This is a genomic window from Olsenella phocaeensis, assembly GCF_048189965.1.
Classification (GTDB): domain Bacteria; phylum Actinomycetota; class Coriobacteriia; order Coriobacteriales; family Atopobiaceae; genus Olsenella_I; species Olsenella_I phocaeensis.
In genome coordinates, this window is the sequence record NZ_DBEZHV010000017.1 from 70597 (window position 1) to 85985 (window position 15389).

General features: G+C 66.2%; 16 protein-coding genes and 1 rRNA gene. All 17 read left to right on the forward strand.

The window, feature by feature from the left end; all coding sequences use genetic code 11:
* The first annotated feature begins 50 nt into the window (after positions 1-50).
* Positions 51-1607: a peptide chain release factor N(5)-glutamine methyltransferase gene (gene prmC, locus ACMPH2_RS08320; protein WP_417119189.1), complete on the forward strand. Its 1557-nt coding sequence runs from the start codon at positions 51-53 to the stop codon at positions 1605-1607.
* 116 nt (positions 1608-1723) lie between these two features.
* Entirely contained in the window at positions 1724-2203 is a 480-nt protein-coding gene (gene rpiB / locus ACMPH2_RS08325; RefSeq protein WP_417119190.1) for a ribose 5-phosphate isomerase B, read from the forward strand.
* Between the two features lie 84 nt (positions 2204-2287).
* Complete coding sequence (gene upp, locus ACMPH2_RS08330; protein WP_062531454.1) at positions 2288-2929, forward strand: uracil phosphoribosyltransferase; 642 nt, start codon at positions 2288-2290, stop codon at positions 2927-2929.
* Between the two features lie 320 nt (positions 2930-3249).
* Positions 3250-3444 (forward strand): hypothetical protein, encoded by a 195-nt coding sequence (locus ACMPH2_RS08335; RefSeq protein ID WP_040656693.1) that lies wholly within the window; start codon positions 3250-3252, stop codon positions 3442-3444.
* 46 nt (positions 3445-3490) lie between these two features.
* A complete protein-coding gene (atpB, locus tag ACMPH2_RS08340) occupies positions 3491-4288 on the forward strand; it encodes a F0F1 ATP synthase subunit A (RefSeq protein ID WP_009278184.1) in 798 nt (265 codons plus the stop codon).
* A gap of 94 nt (positions 4289-4382) precedes the next feature.
* Positions 4383-4577, forward strand: coding sequence for an ATP synthase F0 subunit C (gene atpE, locus ACMPH2_RS08345; RefSeq protein WP_009278183.1), 195 nt, complete (start codon positions 4383-4385; stop codon positions 4575-4577).
* 45 nt (positions 4578-4622) lie between these two features.
* The gene (atpF, locus tag ACMPH2_RS08350; protein ID WP_009278182.1) at positions 4623-5231 is read left to right on the forward strand and encodes a F0F1 ATP synthase subunit B; all 609 of its coding nucleotides are present in this window, start codon (positions 4623-4625) and stop codon (positions 5229-5231) included.
* A complete protein-coding gene (locus tag ACMPH2_RS08355; RefSeq protein ID WP_009278181.1) occupies positions 5221-5694 on the forward strand; it encodes a F0F1 ATP synthase subunit delta in 474 nt (157 codons plus the stop codon). The genes atpF and ACMPH2_RS08355 overlap by 11 nt, the downstream gene beginning before the upstream one ends.
* The gene (gene atpA, locus ACMPH2_RS08360) at positions 5691-7349 is read left to right on the forward strand and encodes a F0F1 ATP synthase subunit alpha (protein WP_009278180.1); all 1659 of its coding nucleotides are present in this window, start codon (positions 5691-5693) and stop codon (positions 7347-7349) included. The genes ACMPH2_RS08355 and atpA overlap by 4 nt, the downstream gene beginning before the upstream one ends.
* 6 nt (positions 7350-7355) lie before the next feature.
* Entirely contained in the window at positions 7356-8270 is a 915-nt protein-coding gene (gene atpG, locus ACMPH2_RS08365) for an ATP synthase F1 subunit gamma (protein ID WP_417119191.1), read from the forward strand.
* Positions 8270-9748, forward strand: a complete 1479-nt coding sequence (atpD, locus tag ACMPH2_RS08370) for a F0F1 ATP synthase subunit beta (protein WP_062531452.1) — start codon at positions 8270-8272, stop codon at positions 9746-9748. Before atpG ends, atpD begins: the two co-directional genes overlap by 1 nt.
* An 8-nt stretch (positions 9749-9756) precedes the next feature.
* Entirely contained in the window at positions 9757-10188 is a 432-nt protein-coding gene (gene atpC / locus ACMPH2_RS08375; RefSeq protein WP_009278177.1) for an ATP synthase F1 subunit epsilon, read from the forward strand.
* Positions 10189-10202: 14 nt separating this feature from the next.
* Complete coding sequence (gene murA, locus ACMPH2_RS08380; RefSeq protein ID WP_062531451.1) at positions 10203-11486, forward strand: UDP-N-acetylglucosamine 1-carboxyvinyltransferase; 1284 nt, start codon at positions 10203-10205, stop codon at positions 11484-11486.
* Between the two features lie 194 nt (positions 11487-11680).
* Positions 11681-12100 (forward strand): metal-dependent transcriptional regulator, encoded by a 420-nt coding sequence (locus ACMPH2_RS08385; RefSeq protein WP_009278175.1) that lies wholly within the window; start codon positions 11681-11683, stop codon positions 12098-12100.
* A gap of 40 nt (positions 12101-12140) precedes the next feature.
* Entirely contained in the window at positions 12141-13049 is a 909-nt protein-coding gene (locus ACMPH2_RS08390; RefSeq protein ID WP_417119192.1) for a UTP--glucose-1-phosphate uridylyltransferase, read from the forward strand.
* A 15-nt stretch (positions 13050-13064) separates the two neighbouring features.
* Positions 13065-14468: a phosphohexomutase domain-containing protein gene (locus ACMPH2_RS08395; RefSeq protein ID WP_417119193.1), complete on the forward strand. Its 1404-nt coding sequence runs from the start codon at positions 13065-13067 to the stop codon at positions 14466-14468.
* A 369-nt stretch (positions 14469-14837) separates the two neighbouring features.
* A 16S ribosomal RNA gene (locus ACMPH2_RS08400) occupies positions 14838-15389 on the forward strand; the annotation flags it as partial.

Here is a 15389-nt window from a genome sequence, read left to right on the forward strand (position 1 = left end):
CGCGTGGCGTCGGCAGGGTCGGCGCCACGCCCGTCTTGAGAGGAAGGACGATGGCGGAAGAAGCCTGGACGGTGGGCAAGATCCTGTCCTGGACCACGGGCTACCTCGAGCGCAAGGGGGACGAGCACCCTCGCCTCTCGGCCGAGTGGCTGCTCAACAACGTGACGGGACTCTCGCGCGTCGAGGTCTACACCAACTTCGACCGGCCCCTCACCCAGGAGGAGCTCGACGGGATGCACGATGCGGTCGTGAGGCGCGGCTCCGGAGAGCCCCTCCAGTACGTCACGGGCGAGATGCCCTTCCGACACATAGTCCTGCGCTGCGAGCGCGGCGTCCTCATACCGCGGCCCGAGACCGAGGTCCTCGTGGACGTGGCCCTCGAGGGCGTCGACCGCGCGGTCGCGGCGGGCCACTCCGCACAGGTGCTCGAGCTTGGCTGCGGGACGGGCTGCATCGCCTGTTCCATCGCCTCCGAGCGCGAGGGGACGCGCGTCGTGGCGACGGACCTCTCGCCCCGGGCGGTCGCCCTCGCGGCGCGCAACCGTGACGCCCTTGGCGTGGGCCGAAGCGTCGACGTCATCGAGTGCGACCTCGCCTCTGGCGTCGACGAGGACCTCATGGGTGGCTTCGACGTGCTCGTATCGAACCCACCCTACATCCCCTCCGCCGTCGTCCCCACCCTGCCCGAGGAGGTCGTGGGCTACGAGCCCGGCCTCGCGCTGGACGGCGGCGAGGACGGGCTGGACGTCCTCAGGCGCATCCTCGAGCTCGCCCCCCGTGCCCTCAGGCCGGGAGGGCTCCTCTGCGTCGAGCTCTTCGAGGACAACGTCGCGACCGCGGCGGAGCTCTGCCGGTCCCAGGGGGGCTGGGCGTCCGTCGAGGTCCGCGAGGACCTCACCCACCGCCCCCGCTTCCTCGTCGCGTGGCGCGGGGGCAGCCTCGCCGAGGGCGGGGAGCTCTGCGCGCCTCGGCGCGTCGTGCCGGTCGACCAGGACGACCCGTCCCCGGACGTGCTCAGGGAGGCCTCGCGCGTGCTCTCTGCCGGCGGGGTCCTGGTCATGCCCACGGACTCGGTCTACGGCATAGGCTGCGCCGCCACGCCGCAGAACCCGGGCCACGGGCGCATCTTCCAGATCAAGGGGCGCGACCGCGCCCAGACGCTGCCCTGGCTCGTCGCGGACGCAGAGGACCTCGAGCGCTTCGGCAGGGAGCTGCCCGCCTGGGCCCTTGCCCTCGCGCGCGAGCTCTGGCCGGGGGCCCTCACGCTCGTCGTCCGCGCGAGCGAGCTCGTCCCGCGGGAGTACGTCCTTCCGGGGGACGACACCATCGCCCTGCGCTGCCCCGACTCTAACCTCGTCAGGCGGCTTGCGCGCGAGCTTGGGGTGCCCCTGGCCACCACCAGCGCAAACACCCACGGCTCGCCGTCCGCCACCAGCGGTGACGCGGTCGAGGCGAGGCTCGTCGCCATGGCGGACCTCACGCTCGACGGGGGTCCCGCGCCCGTCGCCGTCGCGTCCACCATCGTCTCCTGCGTGGGCGAGAGGCCCGTCATCCTCCGCGAGGGGGCCATTCCGGCCGACGAGGTCCTGCGGGTCGCGGGGCTCTAGCCCCGCCGCTGGGCGGTACGGGCGGGCGCGGCGGCGCACGCCATGCCGCCCGCGCGCTATCCTCTCCCCTAGGGCCCCGAGGCGGGCGCCCCAGACTTCGAGGAGAGGAGCGCCCCATGAGGGTTGCGATAGCATCTGACCACGCCGGGTTCGACCAGAAGCCCGCGCTGGTCGACTACATCGCGGGGCGGGGACACGAGGTCATCGACCTCGGGCCTTCCCAGGCCCTGCGCTGTGACTACCCCGACTTCGCCGACAAGGTCGCGCGCAAGGTCGCTTCCGGCGAGGCCGACCGTGGCGTGCTCATCTGCGGCACGGGCATCGGCATGGCGGTCACGGCAGACAAGGTCCCCGGCGTGCGGGCCGCGGTCATCCAGACGCCCCAGTTCGCCGAGCTCTTCCGCGAGCACAACGACGGCAACGTCCTCTGCGTGTCCGGACGCTTCACGCCACTTGCGACCAACGAGGAGATTGTGGACAAGTTCCTCGACACCGAGTTCGCAGGCGGACGCCACGAGGGCCGGGTCGCCAAGGCCATGCGCGAGGACGACCCGAGCTTCGCCGGCGTGCCCGAGGACCTGGACGTCCAGGGGTAAGGGCGTCTTGCGTCCGTGCCCTGGGCTCCACCTGAGATAGAATCAAGCGCGAACACGTTCAGCAAGAGGAGAAGGGTCCCTCACATGGAGTTCGACGAGAAGCGCCTGACCGTCATCGACCACCCGCTGGTGCAGCACAAGCTGCACATCCTGCGCGACGAGAACACGAGCACCAAGCAGTTCCGCGAGCTGGTGAGCGAGCTGGCCATCTTCGAGGGCTACGAGGCGATGAGGGACTTCCCCCTCGAGGACGTCGAGGTCAAGACCCCGCTCGAGACGACGATCTGCAAGCGCATCGCCGGCAAGAAGGTCGCGATCATCCCCATCCTTCGCGCCGGCCTCGGCATGGTGGACGGCATCCTGAGCCTCGTCCCCTCCGCGCGCGTGGGCCACGTGGGCATGTACCGTGACCCCGAGACCCACGAGCCCCACCAGTACTACTGCAAGTTCCCCCAGGACATCGAGAACCGCACCTGCCTCATCGTCGACCCCATGCTCGCGACGGGCGGCTCGCTCACCGCGGCCATCCAGTTCCTGCGCGAGGCAGGTGTTAAGGACGTGCGCGCCCTCACGCTGGTCAGCGCCCCCGAGGGCGTCAAGGCAGTGCTCGACTTCGATCCCGAGGTGCGCCTCTACACTTGTGCCCTCGACCGCCAGCTGAACGAGAACGCCTACATCCTGCCCGGCCTGGGCGACGCGGGCGACCGCATCTACGGCACCAAGTAGGGCTTCCCGCGGCATCCGTGCGCCGCAGGCGGTGCGCTTCACGGTACTGACACAGTTCGGTCGGCATGACATTTTGTATAGAAGCTGGTAGGGCGCCCATCCCACTCCTCGGAGCAGGCAAGGGGCGCCTTTCCCAAAGACAAGGCTCTGGTTTTTCGCAGTGGCAGAGACTAGAATCCAGACGTTTCGCGTTACGCGCCCGGAGGTCGGCCATGGGAGTGCCCATAGCAGCGCTTTTTGGCCTTGCCGTCGGTGCGGTCGGCGCGATTCCGGGCGCTCTGCTGTTTGAGGGGGTGCATCGTTGGGGTAAGAAGCCAGATATGGCACTCGGCGTCGCGGGCGTGCTCCTCTCGTTTGGCACCATGTCCTGCGCCATCGCGGTGGCCTATCTGGTCGACAGGGAGAACGTCTTCTCGTTTGGCGTCAGCGTCGTGGCGACCTTCCTCGCCATCTGGACGGCAGAGAGCGTACGTGCCTGGCACGCGGCAAACCCGCGCGACGGACAAGGCGGGTAGCCGCGCCGGCAGCCGCTGACGAGGCGAGAGGGAAAGGACAGGACAAGTGGACGCGCTTTCCAAGTTGCCCGAGGCCATGGATGAGCTTCTCGACGGCTTCATGACCCATGCCATCGTCGGTGACACGACGGTCGGGCTCACCAACTACATCTTCTGGATGTGCGTGGCCCTCGCCCTCCTGCTCGTCGTCATCTTCGTCTTCAAAAGGAAGCAGGCGTCGAGCCTCGTTCCGCAGGGCACCTTCGTCAACGGCATGGAGTACGTCGTCGAGTTCGTCCGCGACGACATGTGCAAGTCCATCCTGGGTGACACCTGGAAGAAGCACTTCCCCTTCCTCGCCGCCCTCTTCTTCTTCATCGTCTGCAACAGCATCGTGGGGGTCATTCCCGGCTGCCATCCCGGTACGGGCACCATCGGTGTGACCGCCGCGCTCGCGCTCTGCTCCTTCGTCTACTTCGTCGTCCTGGGCTGCAAGCGCCTCGGCGTGATCGGCTACATCAAGAGCCTCGCCCCCGAAGGCGTGTCGTTTCCCATGAACGTCCTCGTCTGGGCCATCGAGCTCGTCTCGACCTTCCTGCGCCTGATCACCCTGGCCGTCCGACTCTTCTGCAACATGTTCGCCGGGCACGTGGTCATGGGGACCTTCGCCATCCTCGCCTCCCTCTTCGTCCAGCCCCTGCTGCAGGGCTTCTCCGCGGCGGCGCTGGGTCAGGCTGGCGCATCCATCTTCTGGGTCCTGCTGCTCCTGATTATCTACATCGTCGAGATTCTGGTGGGCATCATCCAGGCGTACGTCTTCACGCTCCTCTCGGCCGTCTACATCCAGCTCGTCGAGAGCGAGTAGCCCCAACATAGGGCATCCAGCGGGGCCACGCCCGCTCGTGCATAGCAAGTCATGGTACTCGTCCCGTCCCGGGGCGAATGACAAAGGAGGAATCGTGGGAGTTATCGGATACGGTCTTGGTGTTATCGGCGCGGGTCTTGGCATCGGCCTGGCAGCGTACGGCGCCACTACCTCCATGGCACGTCAGCCCGAGGTTCAGGGCCGTCTGTTCACGACGTTCATCCTCGCGTCCGCCTTCGTCGAGGCCCTGGCACTGATCGGCTTCGTTGTCACGCTCATCGCTAAGTAGCGAGGCGTGCCGCAGGTACGCGCAAATCGCTAGTTGGAGGCATTCATGAGCAAAGACATACGGGTTGCCGGAGGAGGGGCGGTCGTCGCCGTCACCGCGGGTGCGGCGACGCTTCTGACGCCCGCCTTGGCTCTGGCGGAGTCGCCCAGCGGAGCCGACCTCCTGCTGCCGAAGCCCGCCGAGTTCGTACCGGCGCTCATCGCGTTCCTCATCATCTGGGTCGTCCTCGCGAAGCTCGCGTGGCCCTCGATCCTCTCGATGATGGAGCAGCGCCAGCAGAAGATCCAGGACGACCTCGACGCGGCCGCACGGTCCAAGGCGGAGGCCGCAGAGAGCGCAAAGAGCTACGAGGCACGCATCCTCGAGGCGAACCACGAAGCCGACGCGATCATCTCCCGTGCCAAGCGCGAGGCGGAGGAGGAGCGCTCCCAGATCCTCGCTCGCGCCCAGCGCGACGCGAGCGACGTCATCGCAAAGGCGCACGGCGCCGTCGACTCCGAGCGTCGCAAGGCGATGATCGAGCTCTCGAGCTCCGTCGTCGACCTCTCGGTCGAGATCGCGAGCAAGATAATCGGCAACGACCTCAGCGAGGACGAGCAGCGCAAGCTGGCCGAGAAATACCTCGCGGAAGTGAGTGCCCCAGATGAGCACTAAGCGCGGCGAAGACGAGAAGATCGAGGCGTATGCCAGGGCCCTCATCGAGGCCGGCCGCAGCGAGGGAAGGGCCAACGCCGACCTCGTCCAATGGCAGCATGCGCGCAAGTTCTCCCCGGAGGTCCTCGAGACCCTGAGCGCCATGCACGAGAGCGACGACTTGGGACTGGTGGACAAGGTAGCCCGGCAGTACAAGGAGATTCTGGACAGCGAGGACAACACCGTCTCGGTCACCGTGACCACCTCGGTCCCGATGGACGACGAGCTGCGCGCAAAGGTCAAGGCGAAGGCCGAGTCCGACCTCAAGGCGCCGGTGTACCTCGTCGAGCGCGTGGACCCCAGCATTCTTGGAGGCATCGTGTTCGAGGCGCGCGGCAAGCGCTTTGACGCCTCCGTGAGGGCCCAGCTTGCGAACATCCGCAAGACGCTCTCCTCAACCTTCATCGGAAGTGATGAGCAATGACAGACAAGATCAGCTCCGTCGAGATCATGGACACGCTGCGAACGCAGCTCGCCCAGATCAACGCGACGGTCGACATGCAGGAGGCCTCGGTCGTCACCGAGGTCGGAGACGGCATCGCGCACGTCTCGGGGCTCAAGACCGCCATGGCGGGCGAGCTCCTGCAGTTCACGAGCTCGGCCACGGGCCGCAGCGTCTACGGCCTCGCCCAGAACCTGGACGAGGACGAGGTCGGCGCCGTCCTCTTCGGTGACGTCGACGCCATCAAGGAGGGTGACGAGTGCCGCACCACCGGCCACGTCATGGACATCCCCGTGGGACAGGCCATGCTCGGCCGCGTCGTGAACCCCCTCGGACAGCCCATCGACGGCATGGGTGCGATCGACACCGCGCATCGTCGGCCCATCGAGTTCAAGGCGCCAGGTATCATGGAGCGCCAGCCTGTCTGCGAGCCCGTCCAGACCGGTCTTCTCGCCATCGACGCCATGGTCCCCATCGGACGCGGCCAGCGCGAGCTCATCATCGGTGACCGCAAGACGGGCAAGACGGCCATCGCCATCGACGCCATCGTCAACCAGCGCGAGACCGACATGGTCTGCATCTACGTCGCCATCGGCCAGAAGGCGTCTACCGTCGCAGCGATTAGGGAGTCCCTCGCACGGAGGGGCGTCCTGGACAAGACGATCATCGTCGCCGCCACGGCAGCCGACTCCGCCCCCATGCAGTACATCGCCCCCATGGCCGGAGCCGCCATCGGCGAGTTCTTCATGTACAACGATGCCAACGGGAACCCCGCCGACGCCGAGCATCCCGGCGGGCACGTCCTGGTGGTCTACGACGACCTTTCGAAGCAGGCGGTCGCCTACAGGCAGATGTCGCTCACGCTGCATCGTCCGCCCGGACGCGAGGCCTATCCTGGTGACATCTTCTACCTGCACTCTCGCCTGCTCGAGCGTGCCTGCAAGCTCTCCGATGCCAACGGCGGCGGGTCGCTCACGGCGCTCCCGATCATCGAGACCCAGGAGGGCGACGTCTCGGCTTACATCCCCACTAACGTGATCTCCATCACCGACGGCCAGATCTACCTGCAGTCGAACCTCTTCTTCCAGGGCCAGCGCCCTGCGGTCGACGTGGGCATCTCCGTCTCGCGCGTGGGTGGTGCCGCGCAGCTCAAGTCCATGAAGCAGGTGGCGGGCACGCTGCGCCTCGACCTCGCGAGCTATCGAGAGAAGCAGGCCTTCTCGCAGTTTGGCAGCGACCTCGACGCGACGACGCAGTACCAGCTCAACCACGGTGCCCACATGATGGAGCTGCTCAAGCAGCCGCGTTATGCCGCACTCGACGTGGCCGACCAGGTCATCTCGATCTTTGCCGCCAAGGAGGACTTCCTCGACGACATCGACCTCGAGCACGTGACGCTCTTCCGCGACAAGCTCGCCGCTTACATGGCCGAGCGCCATCCGCAGCTCCGCGCGAGCCTCAGGGACAAGAAGATCGACGACGAGACGGGCGAGCGCATCAAGGCCCACATCGCGCACTTCAAGGAGGAGTTCCTCCTCGAGCACCCCAACAGGGGTCAGGCGACGAACGTGGAGGAGCTTGCGGAGGACGTCGCAAGCGACTCTGCCGAGCCTTCGTCGGGGAAGACGCGGGGGTAGGCCGGCATGGCGAACCTTCGTGAGATATCGCGGCGCATGAGCTCCATCCGGAGCACCATGCAGATCACGCGCACGATGGAGATGATCTCCACGGCACGCATCCACAAGGCCCTCAGCAAGGCCGAGGAGGCGGGGCCCTATAAGGAGGCCATCACCAACATGCTGGCAAACGTTGCCAGCGCGGGCTTCGACGAGTCGCAGCCTCTCCTTGCGCGTCGTCTGAGCGAGAGGAACGTGCTCTTCGTGCTCGTCGCGTCCGACCGCGGCCTGGCGGGAGGCTTCAACATCCTCCCGCAGCGCTCGGTCGAACGCCAGATGCGCGATCTGCAGAAGCGTGGCATCGGCGCGTCGGTCATCACGTGCGGGCGCAAGCCCACGGAATACTTCACGTATCGCAAGATACGTCCCGTCCTCTCGTTCGTCGGCATGTCGTCCGAGCCAAGCCGCGACGAGGCCGATCGCATCGCCTCCTACGTCATGGACGGTTACGCGTCGGGCAGGTTCGACCGTGTCGAGCTGGTCTACTGGCACGCCAAGAACCGCGTGGACCAGACGCAGGTGAGCGAGAGTCTGCTTCCCGTCACCCGCGAGCAGCTCATGATGCCCAATAAGCCGCGCACTCCGGAGGCGATGAGCAAGGTCGAGCACGCCGCGTACACGGACTATGCGTTCGAGCCCTCCGCCAGCGAGGTGTTGGGCTACCTCATGCCGGCCTATATCAGGACCGTCATCTATCACGCCCTGCTCGACTCCGCAGCAGCGGAGCACGGCGCCCGCAGGCGGGCCATGCAGTCCGCCACGGACAACGCCAAGGAGGTCCTCGGCTCCCTGAGCCGCACCTACAACCGCGAGCGCCAGGCAAGCATCACCACCGAGCTGAACGAAATCATCGGCGGCGCTTCCGCATTGGAGGACAACTAATGTCAGAGACAACAGCGCAGGCGCGCTCCCTCCTCGAGGAGGCCACCTACAACCAGATGAACAGGAGCGTCGGCACCGGCACCATCGTCCGCATTGTCGGCCCCGTCGTCGACGTCAAGTTCGACGGCAAGGTCCCCAGCATCTACACCGCCCTCGTCGTGGATGACATGACGCCGGTGGGCGAGGTGCACACGGTGCTCGAGGTGGAGTCGCAGCTGGCTGGCGGCGTCGTCCGCGCCGTCGCCATGTCCTCGACCGATGGCCTGCAGAGGGGCCTCAAGGTCAAGGACACCGGGCATCCCATGATGATGCCGGTCGGCCCCTCCACGCTCGGCCGCGTCTGGAACGTCATGGGCGACCCCGTGGACGGCAAGGGCGTGCCAGACGACGTCCAGTACTACCCCATTCACCACCCCGCCCCGGCCTTCGACGAGCTCACCACCCAGACCGAGATCTTCGAGACGGGCATCAAGGCAATCGACCTGCTCGAGCCCTACGTCCGTGGCGGAAAGACCGGCCTCTTCGGCGGCGCCGGCGTGGGCAAGACGGTCCTCATCCAGGAGCTCATCAACAACCTCGCCCAGGAGCACGGCGGCACCTCGGTGTTCACCGGCGTCGGCGAGCGCACCCGCGAGGGCACCGACCTCTTCCTCGAGATGACGGAATCCGGCGTCATCGAGAAGACCTGCTTGGTCTACGGGCAGATGAACGAGCCGCCTGGAGCCCGCCTGCGCGTCGGGCTCGCCGGCCTGACCACCGCTGAGTACTTCCGCGACCAAGGGCAGGACGTCCTTCTCTTCATCGACAACATCTTCCGCTTCTCGCAGGCGGGCTCCGAGGTCTCGGCGCTGCTGGGACGCATGCCCTCCGCCGTCGGCTACCAGCCCACGCTGGCAACCGAGATGGGTGACCTGCAGGAGCGCATCACGTCGACGAAGGAGGGCTCGATCACCTCGGTCCAGGCCGTCTACGTTCCTGCGGACGACCTCACCGATCCCGCGCCCGCCACGACCTTCACGCACCTCGACGCGACCACGGTCCTCTCGCGCTCCATCACCGAGCTGGGCATCTATCCGGCCGTCGACCCGCTTGCGAGCTCGTCCTCGGCGCTTGACCCCAGCATCGTCGGCGAGGAGCACTACCGCGTGGCCATGGCTGTCCAGGAGACCCTCCAGGAGTACTCGGACCTCCAGGACATCATCGCGATCCTGGGCATGGACGAGCTCTCCGAGGAGCAGCAGCTCGTCGTCGCCCGCGCGAGGAAGATCCAGCAGTTCCTCTCGCAGTCCTTCCATGTGGCAGAGAAGTTCACGGGCAACCCCGGGACCTACTGCTCCGTCGACGACACCGTCCGCTCGTTTGCCGCGATCGTGGACGGCAAGTGTGACGACCTGCCCGAGCAGGCCTTCCGCTATGCCGGCACCATCGAGGACGTGCGCGAGCGCGCTGCCAAGATGAGCGCGGAGAGCGCGGAGTAGGAATGCACATGGCAGAGCTTAACTGTCAGTTCGTCAGGCCCGACCGGCTCCTCTACGAGGGGCCGGTCTCCAGCCTGGTCCTGGTGACCCACAGCGGAGAGCTGGGCGTCTGGCCCGGCCATGCCGCCGAGATCTGCTCCTTGGGAGATGGCGTGGTGAGGTTGCACGCGACCCCGGAGGATGGTGGGGGAGAGGTGCGCGTCGTCATCTCCGGCGGCTACGCCGAGATTGATGACAAGAGCGTCATCATCCTCGCCGACCATGCACGTCGCACGGACGACATCGAGCCGGACGTCGTCCGTGACACGCGGCAGGACGCCATGGACTCGCGTGACGCCCTTCCCGAGGGAGACCCGCGTCGCGCATACTATGAGAACAAGATCAAGTGGTGCAACCTCCTCCTGAAGCATGCGGCTGGGGACGAAGAGGCTGCCTCATAGCCTGGGAGGGCGCTTTGGAAGTCATCGAGGTCGAGGGGGGCTACCCCATTGCCGGCGAGGTCACGGTGGAGGGGGCAAAGAACTCCGCCCTGAAGCTCATGGCGGCCACCATCATGGCCCCTGGCGTCACGACCCTTACCAACGTGCCCAACATCTCTGACGTCCACGTCATGGGAAAGGTGCTCAAGTACCTTGGCGCGCACATCGACGTCAGGGGCGAGCACGAGCTCGTCATCGACACCTCCGACGTCAACCGCTGGGAGACCCCGTATCACCTCGTGGCCCAGATGAGGGCATCGACGGCGGTGCTCGGTCCCCTTCTCGCCCGCTTCGGCGAGGCCGTCGTCGCCATGCCGGGTGGCTGCAACATCGGCGCCCGCAAGATCGACATGCACATCCTGGGCCTGGAGGCCCTGGGCGTGAGCTTCGACATCGACCACGGGAACATCCACGCCACCACGCCCGACGGCCTGGTGGGGTCTACGGTCACCCTGGACTTCGCGAGCGTCGGTGCCACCGAGAACCTCATGATGGCGTCGGTCCACGCAAGGGGGACCACGACCATAGACAACGCCGCCCGTGAGCCCGAGATCGTCGACCTCGCCAACCTCCTCAACGAGATGGGCGCCAAGGTGCGCGGCGCCGGGTCTCCCGTGATAGAGGTCGAGGGGGTGGGAGAGCTCCACCCCGTCAACCATCGGGTCGTTGGGGACCGCATCGAGGCGGGCACCTTCATTGCGATGGCCGGCCTCTGCGGGGAGCCCGTCACCGTCCGGGGCTTCGAGCCGGTCCACCTCGGGCTGGTCCTCAAGAAGTACGAGTCCATGGGCATCGGCATCGCGCGCGGCGAGCACTGCTGCACCGTGAGCCGTTCGCACCCCCTGCGCTCGGTCGACATCCAGACCCTGCCCTTTCCCGGATTCCCCACCGACATGCAGGCGCAGACGATGTGCCTCCTTGCCCAGGGGAGCGACTCCTGCGTCATCACCGAGAACGTCTTCGAGAACCGCTTCATGTTCGCGAGCGAGCTCCAGCGCATGGGCGCCGACATTCGCATCGAGGGGCACCATGCCATAGTCCATGGCGTTCGGCGATTCTCGGGTGCCGAGGTGCGTTCGCCCGACCTCAGGGGCGGAGCGGCGCTCGTCATGGCCGGCCTTGTCGCGGATGGCATCACGACGGTGTCCGACATCCATCACATAGACAGGGGCTACGAGAACTTCGTTCCCAAGCTCCAGGCGCTCGGCGCGCGTGTCAGGCGTCTTGCGGTAGAGAAGCCGGACGGCGACGAGGAGTAGCCGGCGACCCCGCTCGCTTGCCCGCCGAAGCCCCGGACGACGCCTTCGTCCGGGGCTTCGGCTTTGCGTCGGGTGGGCTCTCGGCCCGCTCGGCCGACTCGACGGTCGCAAAAAATGGCCCCAAGGCCGACAATTGGGTATAAGTCAGAAGCGTCTAAGTCTTAACGTCGTCCCCACTCGCAACGGAGGGCAGCATGCCAAGACCCACTGAAGGCGAGCGCCACGCGCTCACGATGGCCAACGAGGACTACCTCGAATCCATATACCGCATCATGACCGAGACTGGCGAGACCGAGGGCGTCCGCTCCGTCGACGTCGCCGACCAGCTCAAGGTCTCCAAGGCGAGCGTCAACAAGGCCATCGCCACCCTCAAGGAAGCCGGCTACGTGGAGCAGAACCGCTACGGCCGCGTCCAGCTCACCAAAGAGGGCACCGAGTACGCCGCCCACGTGTGGAAATGCCATCGCATGATTCGAGCCTTCCTGCAGCGCGATCTTGGGGTCGATCCCGAGAGGGCTGACGCCGAGGCCTGTCTCATGGAGCACGCACTCTCGTATGACACCCAGCAGAAGTGGCTGGGATACCTGGAGAAGCAGGGCATCTCCGTGGAGTAGTCCCGATCGTCGCAAAAACCGTCATCGAAAGGACAGGCAGATGAAGGCAGTCATACCGGCAGCAGGACTGGGGACGCGCTTCCTTCCCGCGACGAAGAGCATGCCCAAGGAGCTCCTGCCGGTGCTCAACAAGCCCGTCATCCAGTACGTCGTCGAGGAGGCGCTGGAGCCCGAGGGCGTGGACGAGGTCGTCATCATCAATTCCAAGGAGAAGCCCCAGATCGAGGCCTACTTCTCCGTCGACGGCGGCTTCGAGTCAATGCTGCGAGAGAGGGGCAAGGACAGCGAGGCGGACGCCGTGCACCAGGCAGGCAGCCTTCCCGTTTCCTTCGTGTACCAGAACGAGGCCAAGGGGCTCGGGCACGCCGTCCTCTGCGCGCGTGATGCCGTGCCGTCGGACGAGCCCTTCTTCGTCCTGCTCGGCGACTACTTCGTGCCCGACCGCAAGATGTGCGTGAACATGGCGGAGGTCTCGCGCGCGCATGGTGGCGCCTCGGTCATCGCCGTCGCCCCCGTGCCGGCAGACCAGGTGAGCCGCTACGGCATCGTCGGTGGCGAGTGCGTCGGGTGCCTGCCGGGCTGCGACGCCTCCGGCGAGGAGGAAGGGGCCGTCTGGAGGGTCACGGGCATGGTTGAGAAGCCCGCGCCAGAGGATGCGCCCAGTCACCTCTTCATCGTCGGCCGCTACCTCCTGAGCCCTCGTGTCATGGAGTTCCTCGCCACGCAGGGTCCTGGCGCTGGCGGAGAGATCCAACTCACCGACGCCATGGTGCGCCTTCTCGAGAAGGAGGAGATGTACGCGCTGGTGGTGGACCCGAGCGAGGGTTGTGATACGGGCACGCCTGCTGCTTGGGCCGCGACTAACGCGCGCGTCGCGCTCGCCGACCCCGCTTCCAGGGCGGCGTTCGTGGAAGCGCTCGGCCCTCGTGCCGCAAAGTCCCTGGCCTAGGGCAAAGCAGGCCACATGCGGCAGGTGCATCTGGGTCCCAATGGCTGGTTGGCCAGATATGACGAGGGGTTTGACGAGACGGGCGTAGCCCGTCTCGTGGGAGGGCTCGGCCTCTTTTGGGCGAGCACCTCTCCCGCGGCGACGGTCCTCGTGGGCTATGACTCGCGCAGGGATTCGCCCGAGTTCGCCCGCCTTGCAGGTGGCGTCCTGGCTTCGTTCGGACTCAACACGGTTGTGTCAGACGCCCCCTGCCCCCTGCCCGCGCTTTCATGGGAGGCGGCGCGTAGGAAAGGCTGCGTCGGCGCGGTCATGGTCACGGGGAGCGAGGCCTCCTGCGAGTACGGTGGCATACTCGCGCGGGGCGCGGACGGTGGCCCCCTTGCGCAGACGTTCGTGGAGGAGGCCGACGCGCTCGTCACGTCCATGCCCGCCTTCGACTTGGGCAAGACGACGAGCGGCGACTTCACAGAGGCCTATCTCCTCGCCCTTCGGTCTCGCATCGACCAGGGCAAGGTCTTGAGCTCGCGTCTCAAGGTGGTGGTCGACCCCATGTACGGTCCAGGCCGAGGGGTTCTTTCCGGCCTGCTCCACTCGCTGGGCTGCGACGTGAGAGAGATTCACGCGGAGGAGTCCGAGACGATTGGCGGAATCCATCCCCGTGCCTGCGAGCCATGGGTCGACGATTGCGAGGCTGCGGTCGTCGATTCGGAGGCGGACCTGGGAATAGTGCTCAATGGTGACTGTAGTCGCTGCGCGATTGTCGACGCGGAGGGCAGGCTGGTTTCGCCTCATCACATGGTTCCGCTCGTGCTCGAGCACCTCGTGCACGACAGGGGCCGGCGAGGTCGTGTTGTGGGAACCCTTTCCTGTTCCGCGCGGCTTGAGCGGCAGGCGCGTCGGCTCGGATGTCCCTTCACCTTGGTTCCGGTCGGCTTCCAGCGAATCTACGAGGAAGCGCGCGAGGGCGACGTGCTTCTTGGCGTGGAGGAGTATGGGGGAATGGCGTTCCCCTCCTTCTTTCCGGGCAGGGATGGCCTGCTTGCCGCGCTCTATCTCATAGAGATGGTTGCAACGCGCAAGGTTGGCATCAGAGCCTTGGTAAACGAGCAAGTGGAGAAGATCGGCCATATGGACTACCGAAGGAAGGACCTGCGGCTCGAGCCTGCGGCGGTCCAATCGTTCAGGAATGTCCTGCCAGGACTCAATCCACACGTGGTCTGTGGCGAGGTGCCTCGCGAGGTCAGCCACGCAGACGGGCTGAAGCTGACGTTCGCCGACGACTCCTGGCTCTCGATTCGCCCCTCAAGGTCGAGCTCGGTGGTTCGCATCTGCGCCGAGGCGAGTGACATCGTCCGCCGGGACGAGCTGATCGATGCGGCATGCGAGATTGCGAGAAGGGGCATGCACTCGATGGAATGACGCCGCCGACCAGCGACGGGCATTCGACAGGAGGGGGAGGTCCCGGGGGGCCTCCCCCTCCTCGCGTTTCCGGGGCCCCGGCCCGCGCGGGGAGGGGGATGTGTGGGATTGGTGGAGGGTCGCCGCCGCGCCCCCGAGGACCTCCCGGATGCGTATAGTTAATTCCCGCGCCGCGGGCCGAGGCCCACGGCGGCGAACCTTGAAAACCGGATACTGCGATCGAAAGATCGACGAAAGACAGCGAATGAGCGAAGTTCGAAATGAAGTTCTCGAACGTCAATTCGATACCAAGCGAATCCAGATCAGCGGGATTCGGCCGGGTCCGGACCTCTTCCATTGAATCTTCCCCGGGGAGACCCGGGGGTGACTCGAACCGAGAGTTCGATCCTGGCTCAGGATGAACGCTGGCGGCGCGCCTAACACATGCAAGTCGAACGGTTAAGACGCCTTCGGGCGTGTATAAAGTGGCGAACGGCTGAGTAACACGTGGGCAACCTGCCCCTCGCACCGGGACAGCCTCGGGAAACCGTGGTTAATACCGGATACTCCGCGCACCCCGCATGGGGCGCGCGGGAAAGCCCAGACGGCGAGGGATGGGCCCGCGGCCTGTTAGCTAGTTGGTGGGGCAACGGCCCACCAAGGCGATGATGGGTAGCCGGGTTGAGAGACCGACCGGCCAGATTGGGACTGAGACACGGCCCAGACTCCTACGGGAGGCAGCAGTGGGGAATCTTGCACAATGGGCGAAAGCCTGATGCAGCGACGCCGCGTGCGGGACGAAGGCCTTCGGGTCGTAAACCGCTTTCAGCAGGGACGAGGCCGCAAGGTGACGGTACCTGCAGAAGAAGCCCCGGCTAACTACGTGCCAGCAGCCGCGGTAATACGTAGGGGGCGAGCGTTATCCGGATTCATTGGGCGTAA